Source organism: Acidovorax sp. GW835-FHT14B10 (assembly GCF_058793725.1).
The window spans coordinates 1-735 of record NZ_JBXAGC010000086.1; the positions used below are offsets into that span (position 1 = coordinate 1).

At 55.2% G+C, this 735-nt stretch carries 1 protein-coding gene; it reads right to left on the bottom strand.

The window, feature by feature from the left end:
* Positions 1-74 precede the first annotated feature (74 nt).
* Positions 75-653 carry a Qat anti-phage system TatD family nuclease QatD gene (qatD, locus tag AC1Q5S_RS22330; protein ID WP_492239466.1) on the bottom strand — a complete coding sequence of 193 codons (579 nt, stop codon included), beginning with the start codon at positions 651-653 and terminating at the stop codon, positions 75-77.
* Positions 654-735: the final 82 nt, after the last annotated feature.

Sequence of the window (735 nt, forward strand, 5' to 3'; positions counted from 1 at the left end):
CTAGTCGTATTCATAGTCCTATTCCTATCTCAAAGATAAGCGATAGAACGGGGCCGGGGAATCAGGGGGCTATCTCACTCTGTCAGCACACGATCTCTTGGCATGTCCCTCACAAGCTCACGGGCCTTCTCGGAAACCAACATGGCAGGACCGACACTGAACCAACAGCCCAACGTGATCGCACGGTGTAGGTCTCGCTTACCGCCAGAAAACCAATGAAGTATCGGAGTCCCGGCTCCCGGGACTGCCGCCAGTCGGTCTAGTACAGCAGATGCCGCGCGACGGCTATGAATGGACATGATCCGGCCTCCGGCAAGGCTACAGGCATTCAAAATGTGATCGAAGACCTTTACCTGCGCTTGCCAGTGCTGCTTGAACTCGGGACCACCGTCGAGGCCAATCTCGCCAACATACATGGTCTCACGCAAGTGCAAGTCAAACAGCGGCAGTTCACCGACTCGCTCATGCGCGATTTGCGGATGCAGACCCAACGCTGTTCTTATGCGAGAGCCCGACGTTGCGAGAGCAGAGGTACCTTTCCAGGCGCTGGGTGTGGTCGTGACGGAGAGAACATACATACCGCGCTTGGCGATCTCCTTCACGATCATTTCCGGATCGGGATAGAGGTCTAGGTGCACGTGAAAGTCGATCACCGAACACTGACCTTGCCCCTGAACAGTGGAGTTCTTGGCCTTGTTGAAAATACCGACAAGGAGTCAAGAGATGACGGCAAAG